This window comes from Primorskyibacter sp. S187A, assembly GCF_049800955.1.
In the GTDB taxonomy this organism is placed as follows: Bacteria; Pseudomonadota; Alphaproteobacteria; order Rhodobacterales; family Rhodobacteraceae; genus JAKVBH01.
Genome location: NZ_JBNAGA010000008.1, coordinates 36,235 through 53,825, shown reverse-complemented (window position 1 = coordinate 53,825; position 17,591 = coordinate 36,235). Strand labels below are relative to the sequence as shown.

General features: G+C 58.3%; 3 protein-coding genes and 1 pseudogene. 2 read left to right on the top strand and 2 right to left on the bottom strand.

The window, feature by feature from the left end; translation table 11 throughout:
* Together ACP15S_RS21080 and ACP15S_RS21075 are read left to right on the top strand one after the other, a co-directional pair.
* Positions 1-251: pseudogene (locus tag ACP15S_RS21080) on the top strand (ferric reductase-like transmembrane domain-containing protein); the annotation flags it as partial.
* Positions 252-334: 83 nt separating this feature from the next.
* Positions 335-1,270: a sugar kinase gene (locus tag ACP15S_RS21075; RefSeq protein WP_425041625.1), complete on the top strand. Its 936-nt coding sequence runs from the start codon at positions 335-337 to the stop codon at positions 1,268-1,270.
* A 14-nt stretch (positions 1,271-1,284) separates the two neighbouring features.
* Here ACP15S_RS21075 and ACP15S_RS21070 read toward each other — a convergent pair whose 3' ends face one another.
* Positions 1,285-4,782 (bottom strand): hypothetical protein, encoded by a 3,498-nt coding sequence (locus tag ACP15S_RS21070; RefSeq protein WP_425041624.1) that lies wholly within the window; start codon positions 4,780-4,782, stop codon positions 1,285-1,287.
* Between the two features lie 10 nt (positions 4,783-4,792).
* The gene (locus ACP15S_RS21065) at positions 4,793-17,389 is read right to left on the bottom strand and encodes a DUF7507 domain-containing protein (protein WP_425041623.1); all 12,597 of its coding nucleotides are present in this window, start codon (positions 17,387-17,389) and stop codon (positions 4,793-4,795) included.
* Positions 17,390-17,591 lie beyond the last annotated feature (202 nt).

Genomic DNA, 17,591 nt, shown 5'->3' with positions numbered 1-17,591 from the left:
CTTTTTCTATCTGGGGTGTTCTCGCCATGTGGGCCCTTTTCGGGGCGGGACTACTTGCGCTTCTGAGGCGACATATCCGTTGGAGACGCTGGCGGATCATGCATCTGAGCGCAACGGGAATTCTGTGCGGTGGCACTGTTTTGCATGTTCTGCAGATAGAGGGCACGATGACGTTCGCGGGCAAAGTATTTCTGTCCGCACTGGTGGGCCTCGCGATGGCCATTCCCCTCTGGCGCAGCCGGGCGAGATGAACTGCTCCACACAGGCGATACCTTTAACATCGTGAGCTTTTGCGCCAGTAATGACGATAAGCCCGATGTGAAGGAGAACACCCATGGCGCCGTCCCCTGTCAAAACTTCTGGCGCAGCGCATGTGCTCGCCATTGGGGAATGCATGGCCGAGCTTGCGCCAGCAGAAACTGAACACACATACGGGCTGGGCTTCGCAGGCGACACGTTCAACACCGCATGGTATCTCGCCCAACACGCGCCAAACACGCGTGTGAGCTATTTCACGGCGCTGGGATGCGACACCATCTCGGACAATATGGCGGCGTTCTTTCGCAAGAGCGGCATTGATGATGCCCATGTCCAACGCATCGAGACCAAGACCGTCGGCCTCTATCTCATTTCCCTGGACAAGGGAGAACGCAGTTTTTCCTATTGGCGCGGGCAATCCGCCGCCCGCGATATGGTCCGCGATCCGGCGCACCTTATGCGCGCCATTGCGCAGGCTGATATCCTTTATCTGTCTGGCATAACGCTCGCCATTCTGGATAGCGCGTCTCAGGATCTGCTTCTGTCGGCACTGCAAGACGCGCGCAGCGCAGGCAAAACCATCATGTTTGATCCCAACCTGAGGCCAAGGCTTTGGTCTTCGCCTGAAGAGATGTGCGAGGTGATCATGCGCGGCGCTGCGGTGTCAGATATTGCGCTGCCCTCGTTTGAGGACGAAGCGACATGGTTTGGCGATGCCGACCTTGAAGCCACCGCCGCGCGGTATCAAAACGTGGGTGTTTCGACGGTCATCGTGAAAAACGGGGAGGGGTCGATCCACTACGTCAGCGGTGACGAGACAGGCGACATCGCCGTAGAGCCTGCACCCGTCGTCGTCGATACCACCGCGGCAGGCGACAGTTTCAATGCCGGTTTTCTCGCGGGCTACTTGCAAGGCAAGCCCCTTGCGGACTGCATTTTGCAAGGAAGCGCTTTGGCCCGTCAGGTCATTCAGGCCAAAGGCGCACTTGTGTCCGTTAACGTGCCTGCGTGAGGGCAGGCACTGCCTTAGAATTTGGCGATCAGATTGATGAAAGCGCCTTCGTCGTCATAGGTCAGATCGGTCAGGTCATCTGAAAACGTGCCAAAGTTGTAGCCCACGCCCACTTTGAAATTATTGCCAACATGCCGATAGGCAGCGCCCAGGAAACTCGTTTCCGAGATCTCCGCCTGAACAGCCTCCAGATGACGCACTTCGCCAAGCAGGTCCCATTTATGGGTCACGTGATACCGTGCGTTCAAAACACCGAGCCACGCATCATTTTGCGCCAGATCCGTGTCTTCATCAGGTGCAGAATTGCTGGCCCGACCACCGATTTTGCCGCCCAAGGTCCATTGCTGGTTGAGATCATAATCGGCGTCCAAAGAGAGCACATGGCTCTCCTGCCGCGGGCCGCGCACGTCTGCACCATCCACTTCCTGGCCAACCATGTCGTAGAGGTAACGGTATTTGAACAACACGTTCAGCTTGTCATCCAGCACTGGACGCAACGCATACCCCACCGAGGCATCGACATAGGTGCCATTTGGCAGAGAACTGTTTGCGGCATCGGTGTCAGAGATTTCATAGCTGAACAGCAGACGCTGGCCATCATCGATCTGGTAGCGCGCATTGGTAGAGAAAAGCACACTCTCGACATCCCGATTGGACCCGCGCAGATCGCCCTGATCCAATCGGTATTCCAACCGGGCCCGGGCTTGCAGCGCTTCGCCATCGTCGTAGGAGACGCCCACCGATACCGCGTTGCGATCGAAATCATCATCCCCGTCGCGCACACGACCGACCTCAAATGAGGTCGAGAACGTCAACCGCTCGGTTGCGCGGTAATCAACACCGTAGGCGCTCGTCAAAGAGGTATGACGCCCGAAGAGATCATATGTGTTTTCACCAAACATATCGACATTGTCGGATATCCGCCGCTTACCGCCAGCCACGAAAGATCCCCGGTCGCGACCGTTGAGTGTGACCCCGGTGAAATCCCTGCCGGGCTCGAGACGGTAGCCAACATAGGCGCTGTCATATCCGTCGCTTTGATAGGTCAACAAGGCTTCGCCCGCAGTCCCCAGCGTTCCTTCGGAGAGCTCGCCCTCGAAAGTCCAGTTCTCGGCAAAACGGTAGCGCACACCGGCCCCGACCCGATCATTGCGCCGAATATCGCCCGTGCGCTGCAACGTGCCTTGGCCAAAGAGATACCATGATAGATTTTCGTTTTCCGTCACGGTGGCGCGCAGCGCGAGATCGGTCCGCGAACCATCGCGCTTGTCGCCTCCCGCATTCTTGCGCTCAACATGTTCGAGGCCCACGTCATAGGTCACGCGGTCCGTGGCGGCGTAGCTCAGCTCTACACCACCTTCGCGCACGACCTTGCCACTGTCACTCTCATAATCGTCGTAAGACAGCCGCATGCGCAGCCGCTCCGTCAGCTCCAGATCTGTCGAGATGCCCCAAAGCTCTTCATCATCCGTCGTGGCATGATCCAGCGTGGCAAAGTCTTCGCTGCGCTTTTCCCAATAGGCCGAAATCGTGCCCGGCGTGGCGACGCCCACATCTGCCAAATCGATCTGGGTGGCAAAGCGCCAGGCTTCGCCCGTCTCGCCATCGCGCCCCGCCGTGCCATTGGATGTAATGATCAAACCCCCGTTGGGTGAGCTGGAGGAGCCAAACCCCGGGCCCTCGGTCTCGGCGTATTCAAGCTCGACCCAGGTCCGCGAACTGCGTTCCCAGCGCACGTCCACACCTTTGGCCAACTGATCCGCGACATCGGTGTTTTCCTGCATCGCGGTTACGCCGAGGCGCAATTCATCCGTGACCCAGGCTTCGAGCCGGCCACCGGTGCTCATCCCGTCAACGTCGCCCGCAACCGGGCTGAACTCGTATTGTGCAATCAAGCGCACATCAATGTCGCCGCCCGGCTCAGTGACAACTCCGCCCCCGCCGATACTGCCCGTCAAAGGAGAACGCAGAGTGATGATGCCCTGAATGTAGTTGACGTCGTAATCACGGCCCTCAATCAGCGTGCGCGTCTCGATCACCCGTCCTGTGTCGCGATCACGCAGCTCAACCGTTATCGTCTCGGAGCCGACCGAGATGTCTTGCCGTTCGAGGAAATAGACCGAACCACCCGTGCCTCGGAAAATCTCCCGGCCGGGCAAACGTTCAGGGCTGGCCGCATAGACTTCCGCCCGGACCCGCGATTGCCCGCGGCTGGTTTGTTGCGGCGACTGGTAGACACCTTGGAAACCATAGAGCTGCCGTTCATTGCGCAAGTAATGGCTGCCAGTGACCGTTGCTTTGTAGTTTCCCCAAAGCAGATGCGATCCATCGCGCTCGGCCTTGAGGTAGAACTTCCCATCTGTCGGCGCGCCGTCCTCAATCGTGCTGTCATCACCATAGGTCGGATAGGCTTCTTCCCGGGCCATCCGCAAAAGCACATCTTGTGCATCGCGCTTGTCGAGATCCGAGAAGATGTCTTCGAGATCGGTTTCCTGCGTGTCGACACTGCCCGTCAGCGTCCAGCCATTGGCGGTCCGCCCCTTGGCATAACCCGCGATCCGACCGTAGGAATAGGTCTCGTCCAGACGCTCCCCTGACGGTGTGCGCCGATCGCCCAAACGTTTGCCGAAGGTCAGATCGACCGTACCTGTGCCAAACCAATCACTGCGCGGAATCGTGACGATACGCTCAATGAAGCCGCCATTTGGCCCCTCGACGCGCACCGCCTGTTCGCCCGGAGGCAAGATACGTTGCAGGACAAACGAGCCATCTGGCGCTGGCGTGACCGGCTCACCAAGAGTGCGCACGGTCCGCCCTCCCGGCACATTGGACCCGCGAACCGTCACAGCACCGCCATGCACCGGAATGGACCGGCGCGCAAAACGGGTTGTGCCTTCCTCGACAGCGCCACCATCACCATCCGCAACCGGCGCTGACCCGCGCGACTTCAGAGAAATCGGCACTGTCTCATCAAACCGCCCTTGCGCGTCATAGACCCTGTGCACGACAACAATCTCATTGCCTTCCGGCACAGTGATGGCAGCCACTTGCCCCGGGGCAACGTCTTGCACCGAGAGCAGTTTCGGACCGCCGGTCGCATCCATATCCAACACACGCATTTCGCCACGCGTGACAAAAGCGGGGTAGTTGAGCTGGCTTTGAACGCGGGCCACCTGCCCCGCCAAAGGCGCAGCATCGTTCAGCAACAGAGCATCCAGCCGGGGCTTTGCGCCAAGACCATCGAACGTGACCTGAATATCGGAAGACGCGAGCTTGCGATCAGCGATACGTGCCGCAACGCGCGGTTTGACGCGCGCCGGCGCCTGCCCCACAGCCTCACCCGGAATGGAAATGGTGAAGCCTGCACCAGAAGCGATCACATCACCGACTGGTTCCGTGTTCTCGCCTACCGGCAAGGAGACAACATCTTGCGCCATGGCAGGCAGGCTCAAGACAAGCGCAACAGCAGACACCGTGCTGATAAGCGCTGATTTGCGGGTCACTACAAACATATCCACACCCCTACCGCGACGCACGCGTGACCGTCTTCTCGACGATCAATTTATAATTGCCTTGTCCCCGCCACGCGCGTTGCAAGGCCTTTTCAACGGCGCGCAGCCGCGCGCGACCATCCGAGGCATCCTCTCCAGAGGCCAGACCATAGGTCAGCCGCAAGGTTGTCGGTTGATCCTTGATCTGACCCACAAGCCCTCTGATCGCCTGCGTCAATGAGGGCGTCAGCGCGGCCTCATTGGCGGCGAAAGCCGCGGCGGAGAGATCGATATTGACCACACGGCTCAAAGACGCACCGAAGTTCATCTTGGCCATTTTACCGGCCGTCAGACGAATATTGCGCGGGTTCTCTGTCGTGACACGGTACCCCGTTGGCAGGGTTCGCGTGTCGAGCTTGAGCTGGAAGTTGGAACCGATTTTCTTCGGCAATGCCGCACAAGGCACCGAGAACCGGCCAAACTGATCGGTGGTGATCAATGTGCCATCGGGCGTGACCAAACGCACGCCCGCGATGCCGGGCTCCGTCACGTTGATCTCGCGCGGCTGGCTTGGCAACAGCTTTCCTTTGCCGCCAGAGATATTGTCATCTGGCACGAGGGTCAGATTGTCGGGGCCATCCTGATAGCCATTGGAATTGCGATCATCAAAGACCTTGCCAATCACGTCCGAGCAATCGAACACATGTTCCGGCACGATCGATACCGTGGCGCTCGCCACGTTGGACAGGGTCCGACCGAATGCATCTGTCATCCAGGTTCGGTTTTCCTGCGGGCCGAAGTTGCCCGATTGCGCGACGCGGGCCGAATAGGTCACCGTGATGCTGGCTGAGGGTGGCAGGGTCACGGTCCAATCCAGCGTAGCGCCATTTTGATTGGGCTCCTGACGGGTCCCGTCAACGACGGCAGAATTCGGCGTATAAATCAGGCCGGATGGCAGGCGGTCAAAGATCTGCGCATTGACGTAATTGTTCAGCGTTTCGTTGCGGAAGGTGAGCGTATAGTTGATCGTCTCCCCAAAGACAGCTGTCGTCCGATCTGCTGTCTTGGACGCGACAACATCGCGCGCACCGCCACAGGCCCGCAGCGGAATGTTGTTGTTGATGATGAAGGGATCACCCGCTTCAAACTCGAAGACCGTATAGAACGGATTGGCTGCCGCAGCTCTATCTGCCAAAACACCCGTGCTGCCGCGCTCGGAAGACCCGATGGACGCAGGATTGTCGGGCAGTCGCGACGTGGCATCCAATGTGCCAAGCGTGGTCCGATCCGTAGAGGGCTGGCCTTGCGGCGGGTATGTCAAACCGAGCGTGTAGGTGCCTGGCGCAGTCACATGGAACTGGAAGAAGCCCGCAGCGCCCCCTTGCACAATCGTGATCGGGCCGGAGGTCCCTGCCCCGGTTTGCGTAAATCCGCCACCTGAGACGGAGATCAAACCACCCGTCAAAATGCGGCCGTCTTCTTCACAGTAGAAATAGCCTGTCGGGTCGTAATCCTCGCGGTCGGGAATGCCATCGCCGTCCCGGTCCTCGGTGGGGCTTTCCAGACGATCTGGAACGCCATCGCCATCCGCATCACTGACATCAACGGGCGCTTGCGCCTCCGTGGGGACAGCGAGTTGCGTCGAGATCACGGACGCGGTGTTGGGCGAGCCGGGCACGCCGGAACCGGTTGTGAAGGTCAGTGTGACCGTGATCGTACCAGTTTCACCGGGCGCGAGCGTTGGGTTACCACTGAGCAAATCGGTCACGGCTTCCCCATCATAGGCCACGTTCGCGACGCCATCCGTGAAGCCACTGGCGACGACTTGCACCGGATAGGTGTCATTCAGCAGTGTTGCCGGGGCGAGGAAAGCGACCAGATCATCGCTGACCTGAATGCCAGTCTGGGTCAGATTGCCAGTATTGGTGACGTCAATATCGAAGCTGACCTGATCAACTGTCGGGAAGATCGTGACAGGCTCACCCGCCGTTTTGGTGATGTCAAAACTGGGAACGGCTGCAACAGGTGCGCGTGTCGGGTCATCTGCCCCGACGCCATCATCATCCGAGACATCCGCAACGGGCGCGCCAGAAGAAGACGTCCCGCGCGCGACTGCAACGTTGATCTGACCGCCGCTGTCAATATCAGGCAGCGAGAGCGGGACGGCCACGGTGAATGTGGCGGTTTCGTCCGGGATCAGGGTGCCTTCCGGTGACGGGCCCGAATTAGAGACAAACTGCGCTGTCGCAGAGCGTGTGTCCTCTCCGGCGAAGGTCGTTACCGTATCTTCGATGCTGATGCCCGTCACAGTCACATTGCCGGAGTTGCGGACACGAATGCTGTAGAGCACCTCCTCCCCGACAAGCGACCCGGCGCTGGTGAACTCCTTGATGACTTCCAACTGCGGCGCCGGTGTGATCTCCAGGATTGTCGGATCGTCGAAGGTATTGCCATCTGTCAGGTCCGCGTCCTGGCTCACGTCATCCACGCTATCGCCGCCCGGATCAGTGCCGGTCACGATTGCTGTGTTGGACAAGCCACCCGCATCGATATCTTCTTGTGTAATGATGTGGCGCACTTCCCAAATCGCGGCATCACCGGGAGACAGCGTGGCCGGGACAGTGCGGGGCGTGGGCGGCGGCGTACCGATCACCGAGCCATCCGCCCGGCTCAGCGTGTCATTGGCCACAAGATCCGTCAGATCCACATTGCCGACATTGGTGGCCGTAATCAGGAAGACCGTCTCATCGCCGATCATCGCGCCACTCACTTCTACAGATTTCACCACATCGAGCGCGGGCGCCGAAGGCATGTCGAAGATGGTGGGATCGTCAGTGGTGTTACCATCGCTGTCATCGCCGTCATCAGACACATCTGTCACCGGCGTCCCGTCAGGTTCGCGTCCGTCCACAGTGACCTGGTTCGAGATGCCACCCGAGTTGACGTCATCTTGCGTGAGCGTGCGTTCCGCCTGATAGCGCCATGTCTCATCCACATCGAGCAGACCATTGCCGTTGGTATCTGACGCAGCGATCAGCGCGAAGGGCGCATCGAGCGTAATCGGCGTGGAATCCGCGCGCGTCATCACATCTGTCAGCACGATATTATCAAGCGTCACGTTACCTGTGTTTGCGACCAGCACCTCAAAACGTACGGGCTGGCCCGCCACGCCTGCGGACGGCAACACGATCTTCGTTGCTTCAAGACCACCCGTCCGATCCGGCCCAGGCGTCGTGATGCCGTCTGTGCCTGTCACGGGCGTCCCAAACGGATCCTCTCCGCTGACCGATGCTGTGTTGGAGAACTCACCATCGTCCACCATGGCCTGCGTCACCACGATATCGAACGCGCAGACACTTGTCGTCTCGTCCGGTTCAAGCACAGCAATGTTGCAGGAAAAATCCGCATCCACCGGATCGGTCACTGTGAGATCGCTCAAGGTAACGTTCCCGGTATTCTGAACCGCGAAGACATAGCTCAGCGTGCTGCCCACAGAGCCGAAGGGCGACGGTGTTGCTGTCTTCGTCAATGAAACACCGGGGCTTGCCGCAGGCATCGGGATGTCAAGAACAGTGCTTGTTCCGACAGGATCGCCCGCCGGATCAATCGCGGCAACGCGCGCCGTATTGCGCAATGTGCCGGCATCAATGTCTGATTGGCGCACAGTATAGTCGCCAGTGCATACAAGCTCTGCCCCCGGCGCAAGCACTGCCGCTTCGCAGGTAAAGCCGCTCAGTAATGGATCGGTTACCGACACCGCTCGCAACGTCTGGTTTCCGTCATTGCGCGCCGTGATGGTGTAGGTCAGGACCTGATCAACTGCTGTGACAGGCAAGGTCGCCGCGCTCTTGTTCAGGCTCAGTAAGGCATTGCGGTTTACAGGTGTTGTCACGCTATCCGGATCAGAGAGAACTGGCGTGTCATCCGCACCAAAATCTGTCTCTGCATAGGCTTCATTCAGAACCTCGCCGCGATCCAGATCTTCCTGTGTGACGCGATAGGTCCCGCTACAGGTGATCTCTTCTCCAGCAACGAAGTCCGGATCATCAACACTTGGGGTAAAGCAAGTGATGGGTCCAAGGATTGTGTCCTGAACCACGACAGGAGCGGCAAAAGCGCGGGTCCCGGAATTGGTTACTGTGAAAGTATAGGCAATTTCATCGTCTACATTGGCCACATTGGAGACATCTGCTTCCTTCTCAATCGAAAGAGACGGAATGCCGTCATTGGGGATCGTGGCGCTATCGCGCGGGCTCTCGGTGGTACCGTCTGTGGCATAGGCCACGTTTGTTACCGCCCCAAGATCAACAGCATCTGCCGTAACCGTATAGGCGCCAGTACAGGTGTAGGTCCCGTCAGGGGCAATACCCTCAGCCGGGAAAGCCGGGCAGGTAATGTCATCAGCAGGGATCAGCACATCCACAATTGTGATGGGCTCGGTAATGGTCACATTGCCGGTGTTGGTCACAACGAACTCATAGGTGACCTCAAGACCCGTCACGAAATCCTCAGCCTCGATGCTCGGCGCGTTCTTGACCAGTTCCAGCGCAGGCAATTGCGTCGCGGGGACCGAATTCGTCGCGGGATCTTCCGTCGCAGTTGTGCCAATCGAGGCTGTCGCGCTGTTGTCGATCTGACCGCGATCGAGATCTTCTTGCGTGACCTCATAGCTGCCGCGGCATTCAATCGTGCCTTCCGGCGCAAGCCCTTCCGATGGCAAGGCGTCGCACGTAATCGCCTCGCCCGCATCCGTGATCAGGGGGTCGGTGACAACCGGTGTGCCGGTCAATGTCACGTTGCCCGTGTTCTCGATGGTGAAGAGGTATGTGAGCACATCCCCCACTGCGTCGAAGCTTTGCAGCCCGTCGGGGTCAAGCGCTTTGGTCAGTGTAACCGCAGGATCGGCGGGCACCTCGAAAACGGTTGGATCATCCGTTGTGTTTCCGTCGGTGTCATTTCCGTTGTCGGAGACATCCGTTTCAGGCGCCCCGCCCGGCGGTGTGCCCTGACCTGTCGCGGTGTTGGACAGACCGCCCGCATCCACGTCTTCTTGCGTCAACCGATATGTCACAACGTAGGTCGCGGTCTCATCGGGCAACAACGTGCCCTGCCCTGAACCGGCATCGGCCCCGTTGAAAATCGCTGCTGGGTCAGGCGAGATATCTATGCCATCCACGCGGCGCAAATCATCGGATACATTCACATCCGTAAGCGTGACATTACCGGTGTTTTGTACGGTCACTTCAAACGTGACGAGTTCACCAACCTCTGCGACCCCTGAGGCAACAGTTTTGGTTGTCTCGATGCCCGGCTCTGCGGGCAGATCAATTGGCGTCGGGTTGTCGCTGCCATTGCCGTCAACGCCGTCGTCGGAGGCATCTTGCACAAAGGTGCCATCCGGTGCGCGAGCGCGCGCAACGACCTGGTTTGTCAGACCCCCCGCATCGAGATCCTCCTGCGTGATCACATGGGTTGCGCGATAGGTCCAGGTCTCACCAACCTCGAGCGCACCTGCAATTCCCGTATCGCCTCCCGTGAAGTCCGGCGTGGCGATGGGGACAATCGTGCCATCCACGCGGCGCAGGGTATCGGCCAGCGTGATGGAGCGAAGCGTTTGGTTGCCGGTGTTTTCGACGGATATATCAAACCCGATGGTTTCGCCGAGCTCCGGCGGTGTCGAAAGACCGGTTGCATCAACGAGTTTGATCGCGGTCAGTTCCGGGGCCTGAACTTCAGGCGTTACGGTGACTGTGGTCTGATCGGTTTCGGGCGGCGCCGCACCCGGCGGATTTGCCGTCACGGTTGCTGTGTTGGACAGCGTCGTTTGAGTATCCACGTCTTCCTGGGTCACGGTGTAACTCGCCGTGAACCGCGCAATATCGCCCGGGCGCAATTCATCCCAGACACCGTTGGCCGATGCGTCCGTGCTGTCGCCTGTCGGTGCTGCATCAAACTCCAGCGCATCGCCTGACACAGTCAGGGCGACCGTCCCGCCAGAGCCCGTGTGCTGGTCCGTTACGGCGACATTGGTCAGGGTCTGGTTGCCCGTGTTTTCAACTGTGTATGTGTAGATAACCTCTGTCCCGGCCGGGACATTGCCAGAAGGCTGCGCTGATTTTGTCAGCACCAACGCGGGCGTTTCCGTTCCGGTCACAGTCGCCGTATCCGTCGCTGGATCGACTTCGGAGCTGTCTGCTGTGGCAACATTTGTCACAAAGCCCGCATCGAGATCCGCTTGCGTCACGGCGTAGTCAGCGGAGCAAGTATAAAATGCCAAAGGCGCCAAACCACCGTTCGGGAAACCGGCACAGGTGAACGTCCCGATTTTATCGTCCACGATTTCCGGCGCTTCTGTCAGCGTTACGTTGCCCGTGTTCCCGATCGTAAAGGTGTAGGTGATGATCTCACCAAGGCTTGAGAACCCTGTCGCGGCCGTGTCTTTCACGAGGGAGATGCCAGGCTCCCGCTCTGGGCCCCGAACAAAGACATCGTCTTCTTCCTCGATCACGGGAAGGTCCGGATTGTTTGGCACAGCGGACACCCGGGCGATATTCGTAAATCCGCCAAAGAAGCTCGTGCCATCGGTGTTGAGCACATCAACATCCGCCTGCGTGACCGTATAGGTGAACTCACAGGAATTGTCCGACGCGCCCGGCGCAATCGGCCCTACAGTACAGCTCGTTGGCACAACCGTTCGATCATCGGTGATCGTGGCTGTCTGAAGCGTGATGTTGCCCGTATTGGTCACCGTCACCCGGAAGGTGATCTGCTGACCGGGCTGGCTGAAGGCCGGATCTGTGCCCAGAATTGGCGCTGGAACAATCTCCTTGAGCACATTCATTGTCGTGACAGGGGGTGTTACGGCCTGCGTATTTGTAGCCGTCCCGTCAACGGTCTCGCCTTGTGGATCCGTCCCGTTGGCCGTGGCTGTGTTGACGATTTCCTGTGCATCGATGTCCGCTTGCGTCACGGTATAATTGCCCGTGCAGCGCAGCGCATCGTTCGGAGCCAAGACGACGTTCACCGGCGCTGGCACAACAGGTCCAACCGCTGGCACGACCTCACAAGTCAGGACAGGGATCAGGGGATCTTCGATTGAGACACCAGACAACGTCTGGTTGCCCGAGTTTGTCGCAACAATGCGGTAGGGCAATATCGACCCAACCACGGGTGTTGTATTGCTTGTCATTTCCTTGACGACATCGAGCGCTTCGTTTTCCGCAGCTGGCACCGTTGCATCGGCATTGGGGGACACAACATCGGTCACATCAGCGCCGGAGCCGAAGGTGGTCTGTGCCGTTGCGTTATTTGTGATGAAGCCACGGTCGAGATCGGCCTGCGTCACGACATAAGAGCCCTGGCAGGTAAAGGTGTCGCCGGATGGCAGCGCCGTTCCACCGGGGCGGCAGGCAATCGTGCCAATCACATCGTCCTCAATCGTTATCGCCTCGACCAGACCCACGTTGCCCGAGTTGGTCACCGCATAATCATAGATGATCGTTTCGCCGACAGCGCTGAAGTCCGATGTCCCGGCAACCGGGGTTTTCACGAGTGAAAGCGCAGGCTGCGCATCGACCGGATAAATCGCGTCATCAGATGGTGACTGGACCGGCGTTCCATCAAATGTTCCTGTCGCGAAGACGACATTTGTCGCAGCACCCAAAGCAATGTCATTGGCTGTCACGATATGCGTGGCCGAACATGTCAGCGTATCGCCCGGATCAAGCACGCCACCTGCAACAGGCGGACAAACCGGTGTCGTCAGACTATCGGTCAGCGTAATCGGTGCATCCACTGTCACGTTACCGTCGTTTGTGACGACGATTTCATACGTCAGCTCGTCGCCTTCATTGAAGAAGCCCGGCGCATCGGTTGAGATGAACGTCTTGTTTATGGCAAGCGAGGGTGTCTGAACCGCATTCACGGTCACACTGCGGGGATCAGAGGTCACCAATACGCCATCGTACAGGGTGTTACCTGTCGCGATATTGGTCACACTGCCTGCATTGATATCCGCTTGGTCGGCGACCCAATCCTGCTCACAAATCACGCTTCCATTGGGCGGCAATGGAGCGGCGGAACATGTCAACGTCCCTGCGATCTGATCGTCTTCGACGGTTATGGGATCGGTCGTCGTGACATTGCCAATATTGGTCACGGTGTATTCAAAAGTGACAACATCGCCTTCTGCGGCATAGCTCGATGTGGTGCCCGGTTTAACGCGTTTGGCAATGCGCAGATCCGGCATCTGGTCCGCGCCAACGGTCACAGAGTCGGTCGGCGAGGTTTCTGTGACAAAACCTGTATCGCCAGGATTAACCGGAACAACAGGCTGGGTAATCGTGGCTGACGCGATGTTTGTCACGCTGCCCGTGTCCAAATCCGCCTGCTCGACCGTATAGGTGCCGATGCAGGTAATGCTGTCGCCCGGCAACAAACCACCCAAAGGAAGCGCTGGACAAGTAACGGAGGAGATCTTGTCGTCACTGACGCTGATTGCAGCGGTCAGCGTTATGTTGCCATTGTTGGTCACCTCGTAGGAATAATCGATGGTTTGGCCAACGGCATCTACCGTGCCTGCGAACGCTGTCGACTTGTCGATCAGAAGGTCCACAACCTGCGCCGGGCCGGTGACCGTTTCCTCATCCGTCGCAGACACGGCGGTACCTTGGCTGTCGCTCTCGCCAGTGACAGACACTGTGTTGGTGTAGCGCAGCGCATCGACGTCACCTTGATCAAAGGTCTTCGTTGCCTGCAGAGGGGAGGCGTCTGCACATTGCGTTGTGCTTGCCCCGGGCAAGAGATCCGGCAGCGGACAGGAAAAGCCCAGATCCGCATCAGTAAGCGTCAGATTAGAAAGCGTTACGTTGCCGGTGTTTGTGACGGTGAAGTTATAAACCTCGCTATCGCCATCACCCGCAAAGCTGCCATCGGTCGAGACCTTATCGACACTGAGCGAGGCGTTCTCTGCCGGACCCGAGACGACCTCCGTGTCGGTCACAGGCGTCGGGTCCCCTGCCCCGGTTGGGCCTGTCCCGCTGACTTGAGCCGTATTGGTAAAGCTACCATCGTCCACATTGGACTGCAGGACGGTATAGCTCGTTGTACAGCTTGTGTTGTCTACAGCCCCGGGCGCGAGCGAGGGAATGGTACAGGTAAAGGTCGGCGAAAAGAACGTGTCCGTGACGATCACATTCGTCAGCGTCACATTCCCGGAGTTCTGAACCCGGAACACAAAATCAACGGTATCTCCGGCTGCCGTGTAGCCGCCGCTGGCAATCTTGTCGAAACTCAGTTCAGGATTGCGCGCGGGTCCATCAATCGTCTCTGTGCCCGTTGCAGGCGCAATTTCAGCGCTGTCGACCGTGGCGGTGTTTTCAATCTCACCGCGATCGATATCCGCTTGCGTCACAGTGTAGATAACTGAGCAGGACGTATCGGTCACGCCCGGGGCCAGTGATGGGATGGCACAGGAGAAACCGGGGACCAAGGGATCCGTGACAGCGAGATTGGAGAGTGTCTGCGTGCCTGTATTCTGCACTGCAAAACTATAGGTCACCTGTTCACCAACAGCTGCAATGCTCGCGCGATCTGCTGTTTTGGAAATGCTGGCAGATTTGGTCCCTGCGCCGGGCAGAAGATTTGTCGTGTGGCCATCCGTGTCTGGCGCCAATGTCCCCTGCGATGGCTCGGGCGTTGCCGTGGCCGTGTTAACGATGGTCTCGGCATCCACGTCTGCCTGAGTCACCGCATAGCCTCCAGTACAACTCTGGGTTGTTCCCGGCGCAATATCGGACAAGACGCAGGACAGTCCTGGGATCAACGGATCCGTGACCGGGACGCGCACCAACGTCACGTTGCCCGTATTTTGAACCGAGAACGTATAGGTCAGCGTCTCGCCAACATTGAACGTCGCAGGCCCTGTTTTGGAGAAGATCATCCCGGGCGCCGCCACGACCGGAACCGTGGCCGTATCTTCATCCGACGTCACCGTGATGGTGACGCTGCCATTCGTGAAAGGGAAGCTGGCGGTCGCCATATTGTCGACCTGCCCTGCATCCAACTCGTCTTGGGTAATTCCATTGCGCACGCCGCTACAGGTGAAGCTGTCACCTGGGTTGAGCGTGGCCGGTTGAGACGAGCAATCCGCAACACCCGTGAGCAACGCATCGTTGATCGTGATCGGCTGATCGGGCAGCAAGATCTGCGTGTCGCCAGAATTGGTCACGGTGAACGTATAGGAGATACTGTCCGTCGTAGCCGAAACCGACGCGGTATTGGCAACCTTCGCGACAGTAACGCCAGGGCTCAAATTAGGCGAGACCTGCGCCGTCACCTGAGGGCTATCCGTAGTCCCGGCGCTGGCGGTCGCTGTATTGATCACGGTCCCGGCGACGATATCGTCATTCGTAAGCACATAGTCCGCTGTACAGCTTTGGGTCTGCCCTCGGTTCAAAGGCGTGGCAAAGCAGGTAAACGTGCCGATCTTGTCATCGGTGATCGTGATCTCATCGACACCAATTGTTCCCGAAGCAATGCGCACATTGCCAGTGTTCGTGACGTCAAACGTGTAGGTGATCGTCTGGCCCACCTGGAAGTCTGGCGCTGTGACCACAGGAGCGGTTTTCACCAGCGAGATCGCCGGGTTTTGCACAGACGGAACCGTGAGGCTTTGCGGATCAGATGAAATGATGTTCGCGGTTGGCCCCGCTTCAGTAGCGCTTGCAGTAGCAATATTGGTGACACCACCCTGGTTCACATCACTCTGGACAGTCGAGTAATTCGCCGAGGTACATGTCACCGTCTGACCCGGCAAAATTTCTGTCGCAGCGCATGAGACAGTGACTTTGTCATCGGACACGCTTGGCGTCAGTAACCGTACATTTCCGGTGTTCGTCAGATCATATTCGTAGAGCAGCCCAATGCCCGGCGCATCAAAACTCGTGGGAGAGGCCGCCGCCAGACGCTTGACCATCTCAAGCCCAGTTGTACGCACAGCCGGAACGGTGACGCTGTCGGTCTCACTGAGATTAACGCCCGCGACAGTGATCGTCGCAGTGGCCGTGTTCTCAAACTCTCCAAGGTCAATATCATCCTGAGTGACCGTGTAGCTCGCCGAACATATGATCGAATTGTTGGGCGCAATCGGCCCGCCCGGACAGGACACCGCGCCGACGCTTGGATCGTTGACCACAGGCGGGGCGGGGAAGGTCACGTTGCCTTCATTGGTTATCGTGAAGCGATAGCTGATGATGTCACCAGCTTCGTCGAAATTCGAAGCCAGCGCTTCTTTTTCAAAGCCCATCGCTGGCGCGACAGTTGCCGCTGGCAGCGAGACGGAAGACGTCTCCGAGACCGGTGGACCCCGCGCAGGCGTTGCATTGACCGTGGCAGTGTTGTCGAGCGTATTGGCCGTATCGGCGGCATAATCATCTACGTCAGATTGCTGAACCGTATAGGAGCCGGTGCAGGTGAACGTGTCATCAGGCTCCAGATCAGGCACGTTGCACACGAGCCCGGGCAGCAAAGGATCATTGATCTGAACATTGCTGAGCGTGACATTGCCGTCATTCCGGAAAAAGAAACTGTAGGGCACGGACGTACCCGCGTTGCCAAACTCTGTGAGCGAGGATGTTTTCTCGAAAAAGAGCGCAGGCGCGGCGGCGGGGCCCGCCAAGGTCACCTCATCTCGCAAAGCGCCCAACGTGCCGAAATCAGGAACACCCTCGGCAATGGCGATATTGGTCAAGGTGCCGCGATCAATGTCTTCCTGCGTGATCGTGTAGGTCCCGGTACATGTCGCAAAGTCTGCAACACCCCCGGGATTCGTATCTTGTATGACCGTCTTGTCGCACGACACGCTGGCGATCTTGTCGTCCACGAGGCTCAACTGGCGTATTGGAACGGAGCCGATATTTGTCACGACATAGGTATAATCAACTGTATCACCGACGGCGCTGAAACTCGTCACGCCCCCATCGGCAGTTTTATCCAGCGTATACCCCGGAGCGACGGTTACGATATCTGGGTTGGTCAGGGTCGGGCCGCGTCGGAAATCCCAGTAATTGTCGTTCGGATCGTCATCGAGAACCTGCGTGGTTGTCTGACCAGTCGTCAGAATATTGTTGAGCAATGCACCATTTGTTGTCGTGAACCAGCCTGTATCAAACGTGTTGTTGCCAAAACCGGTTCCGAAGCCGAAGCTCGTGGTGCCAGAGGTGTTTGTGGCTTCCGTCGTCAAACCAGACCAACTGCCGACATTCGTGCCGTTCAGGATGAGCGAGATGTCATTTTCATCAAAACCGCCTGGCTGAGTATCGCCATCGTAAGCCGTGAAGCGGATGTGCACCCGCGCGAGGCCGCCGCCGAAGTAGGTCGAGCAATCGGAGAATCCGCAGTTCAGTTCAACAGGATCGTTGATGGTAAACGGGTTGCCTCGGAAACGACTGGGCTGGCCATTTTGCTGGAACCCGCGGAAGGCGCCGGTCGGGTCAGAAAACTGGTAATACAGGTTGCCGTTCACGCCTTCGAGAACGAATGCCACACCACCCGCCTCAGGGTAATCATCTGGCAATCGGATCGACGTTCCCGGGACGGTCATTGTGAAGTCGGTCGCTGATGCAGGCATCGCGAGGGCCAGCAAGACAAACCACGACTTGACCAAAAGATGCGCTAAACGAACCTGTGCACGGCCTGCTCGGTTTCCAAACGATCTCATCACTTACAAAACCCCATTTGAACGCGGTTGGTGCTCCGCGTGTCTGTTTTGTGTGACTATACGGAAGCCCGATTCTCGCTAAAGGGGAGTTTGCGCAAATCAGCGTCAATTT

Excerpts from the sequence above, each read along its gene's own strand:
- ACP15S_RS21065 (WP_425041623.1), bottom strand. The coding sequence starts at position 17,389 with ATGCCTGCATCAGCGACCGACTTCACAATGACCGTCCCGGGAACGTCG.
- ACP15S_RS21075 (WP_425041625.1), top strand. The coding sequence starts at position 335 with ATGGCGCCGTCCCCTGTCAAAACTTCTGGCGCAGCGCATGTGCTCGCC.
- ACP15S_RS21070 (WP_425041624.1), bottom strand. The coding sequence starts at position 4,782 with ATGTTTGTAGTGACCCGCAAATCAGCGCTTATCAGCACGGTGTCTGCT.